Below are 3,205 nucleotides of genomic sequence, written 5' to 3'. Positions count from 1 at the left end.
TCGGCGCTAAGAAGCTTAACTTCTGTGTTCGACATGGGAACAGGTGTATCCTTCTCGCCATCGTCACCACACTATTGAGAAACTTGTGCTCTCAAAACTAGCTAATATCAAATAATTTCTCTAATGAACCGGACCACCATTTACTTGGTTAAGTCCTCGACCGATTAGTATTAGTCCGCTTCATGCGTCGCCGCACTGCCACTTCTAACCTATCTACCTGATCATCTTTCAGGGGTCTTACTTCCATAAAGGAATGGGAAATCTCATCTCGAGGTGTGTTTCACACTTAGATGCTTTCAGCGTTTATCACATCCATACGTAGCTACCCAGCAATGCGCCTGGCGGCACAACTGGTACACCAGAGGTATGTCCATCCCGGTCCTCTCGTACTAAGGACAGCTCCTCTCAAATTTCCTACGCCCGCGACGGATAGGGACCGAACTGTCTCACGACGTTCTGAACCCAGCTCGCGTACCGCTTTAATGGGCGAACAGCCCAACCCTTGGGACCGACTACAGCCCCAGGATGCGATGAGCCGACATCGAGGTGCCAAACCTCCCCGTCGATGTGGACTCTTGGGGGAGATAAGCCTGTTATCCCCAGGGTAGCTTTTATCCGTTGAGCGATGGCCCTTCCATACGGTACCACCGGATCACTAAGCCCGACTTTCGTCCCTGCTCGACCTGTCTGTCTCGCAGTCAAGCTCCCTTGTGCCTTTACACTCTGCGAATGATTTCCAACCATTCTGAGGGAACCTTTGGGCGCCTCCGTTACTTTTTGGGAGGCGACCGCCCCAGTCAAACTGCCCACCTGACACTGTCTCCCACCACGCTTAGTGGTGAGGGTTAGAGTGGTCATACAGCGAGGGTAGTATCCCACCAACGCCTCCACCGAAACTAGCGTTCCGGTTTCTATGGCTCCTACCTATCCTGTACAAGCTGTACAAACACTCAATATCAAGCTACAGTAAAGCTCCATGGGGTCTTTCCGTCCTGTCGCGGGTAGTCCGCATCTTCACGGACAATATAATTTCACCGAGTCTCTCGTTGAGACAGTGCCCAGATCGTTACGCCTTTCGTGCGGGTCGGAACTTACCCGACAAGGAATTTCGCTACCTTAGGACCGTTATAGTTACGGCCGCCGTTTACTGGGGCTTCAATTCTGAGCTTCGCCGAAGCTAACCCATCCTTTTAACCTTCCAGCACCGGGCAGGCGTCAGCCCCTATACGTCATCTTACGATTTTGCAGAGACCTGTGTTTTTGATAAACAGTCGCCTGGGCCTATTCACTGCGGCTGATCTTGCGATCAGCACCCCTTCTCCCGAAGTTACGGGGTCATTTTGCCGAGTTCCTTAACGAGAGTTCACTCGCTCACCTTAGGATTCTCTCCTCGACTACCTGTGTCGGTTTGCGGTACGGGTAGTTAAGTACTCACTAGAAGCTTTTCTCGGCAGTGTGACATCAGACGCTTCGCTACTAAAATTTCGCTCCCCATCACAGCTTGTCCTTAAGAAACAAAGCATTTGACTCTGTTTCAGACTTACTGCTTGGACATTCTAATCCAACAGAATGCACATCTTAGCCTCCTGCGTCCCTCCATCGTTCAAACGCACTTAACTAGTACAGGAATCTCAACCTGTTATCCATCGTCTACGCCTCTCGGCCTCGACTTAGGTCCCGACTAACCCTGGGAGGACGAGCCTTCCCCAGGAAACCTTAGTCATTCGGTGGATAGGATTCTCACCTATCTTTCGCTACTCATACCGGCATTCTCACTTCTAAGCGCTCCACAAGTCCTCACGATCTTGCTTCACCGCCCTTAGAACGCTCTCCTATCACGCGACCTAATGGTCGCATCCATGGTTTCGGTAGTATGCTTAGCCCCGGTACATTTTCGGCGCAGGATCACTCGACTAGTGAGCTATTACGCACTCTTTAAATGGTGGCTGCTTCTGAGCCAACATCCTAGTTGTCTATGCAACTCCACATCCTTTTCCACTTAGCATACATTTAGGGACCTTAACTGATGGTCTGGGCTGTTCCCCTTTCGACGATGGATCTTATCACTCACCGTCTGACTCCCGGATATGAATCAATGGCATTCGGAGTTTATCTGAATTCAGTAACCCAAGACGGGCCCCTAGTCCAAATAGTGCTCTACCTCCATGATCCTAATTCCGAGGCTAGCCCTAAAGCTATTTCGGAGAGAACCAGCTATCTCCAAGTTCGTTTGGAATTTCACCGCTATCCACACCTCATCCCAGCAATTTTCAACTTACACGGGTTCGGTCCTCCAGTGCGTTTTACCGCACCTTCAACCTGGACATGGATAGGTCACCTGGTTTCGGGTCTACAACCTCGTACTAAAACGCCCATTTCAGACTCGCTTTCGCTACGGCTCCGACTTTTCAGTCTTAACCTTGCACGGGATCGTAACTCGCCGGTTCATTCTACAAAAGGCACGCCATCACGCATTAACGCGCTCTGACTTATTGTAGGCACATGGTTTCAGGAACTATTTCACTCCCCTCCCGGGGTGCTTTTCACCTTTCCCTCACGGTACTGGTTCACTATCGGTCACTAGGTAGTATTTAGCCTTGGGAGATGGTCCTCCCGGATTCCGACGGAATTTCACGTGTTCCGCCGTACTCAGGATCCTGAACTGAGAGAATTTGATTTTGTCTACTGGGCTATCACCATCTATGGCGGATTTTCCCAAATCCTTCGACTATCAAGTTCTTTGGTAACTCAAATGTTCAGTCCTACAACCCCAATGTGCAAGCACATTGGTTTGGGCTGTTCCCCGTTCGCTCGCCGCTACTGAGGGAATCGAATTTTCTTTATATTCCTGCTGCTAATGAGATGTTTCAGTTCACAGCGTTTACCTCCAACTAGACTATGAATTCATCTAGTGGTAACAGTTGATTAAAACTGCTGGGTTGCCCCATTCGGAAATCTCCGGATCATAGCTTACGTACAGCTCCCCGAAGCATATCGGTGTTAGTCCCGTCCTTCATCGGCTCCTAGTGCCAAGGCATTCACCATGCGCCCTTGTTAACTTAACCTCATTTACCTAACGGTAAATGCGATTAATGAGTTTAGCGATAATTAAACTTCAATAAAAAACTCAAAAAACGCGGTGTTCTCGGTTTCATTATGAAAAAATATATTTGATATTATCTAGTTTTCAAAGAACAAGTTTCAA

2 rRNA genes are annotated in these 3,205 nt (G+C 49.1%); both read right to left on the bottom strand.

Annotated elements, in window-relative coordinates:
• Positions 1–71 (bottom strand): 5S ribosomal RNA (gene rrf, locus FFM79_RS12550); the annotation flags it as partial.
• 73 nt (positions 72–144) lie between these two features.
• A 23S ribosomal RNA gene (locus FFM79_RS12545) occupies positions 145–3,065 on the bottom strand.
• Positions 3,066–3,205 lie beyond the last annotated feature (140 nt).

This window comes from Lactiplantibacillus modestisalitolerans (assembly GCF_005405425.1).
GTDB lineage: Bacteria > Bacillota > Bacilli > Lactobacillales > Lactobacillaceae > Lactiplantibacillus > Lactiplantibacillus modestisalitolerans.
The sequence above is the reverse complement of the archived record's forward strand: the minus strand, read 5'-3'. Positions and strand labels throughout refer to the sequence as shown.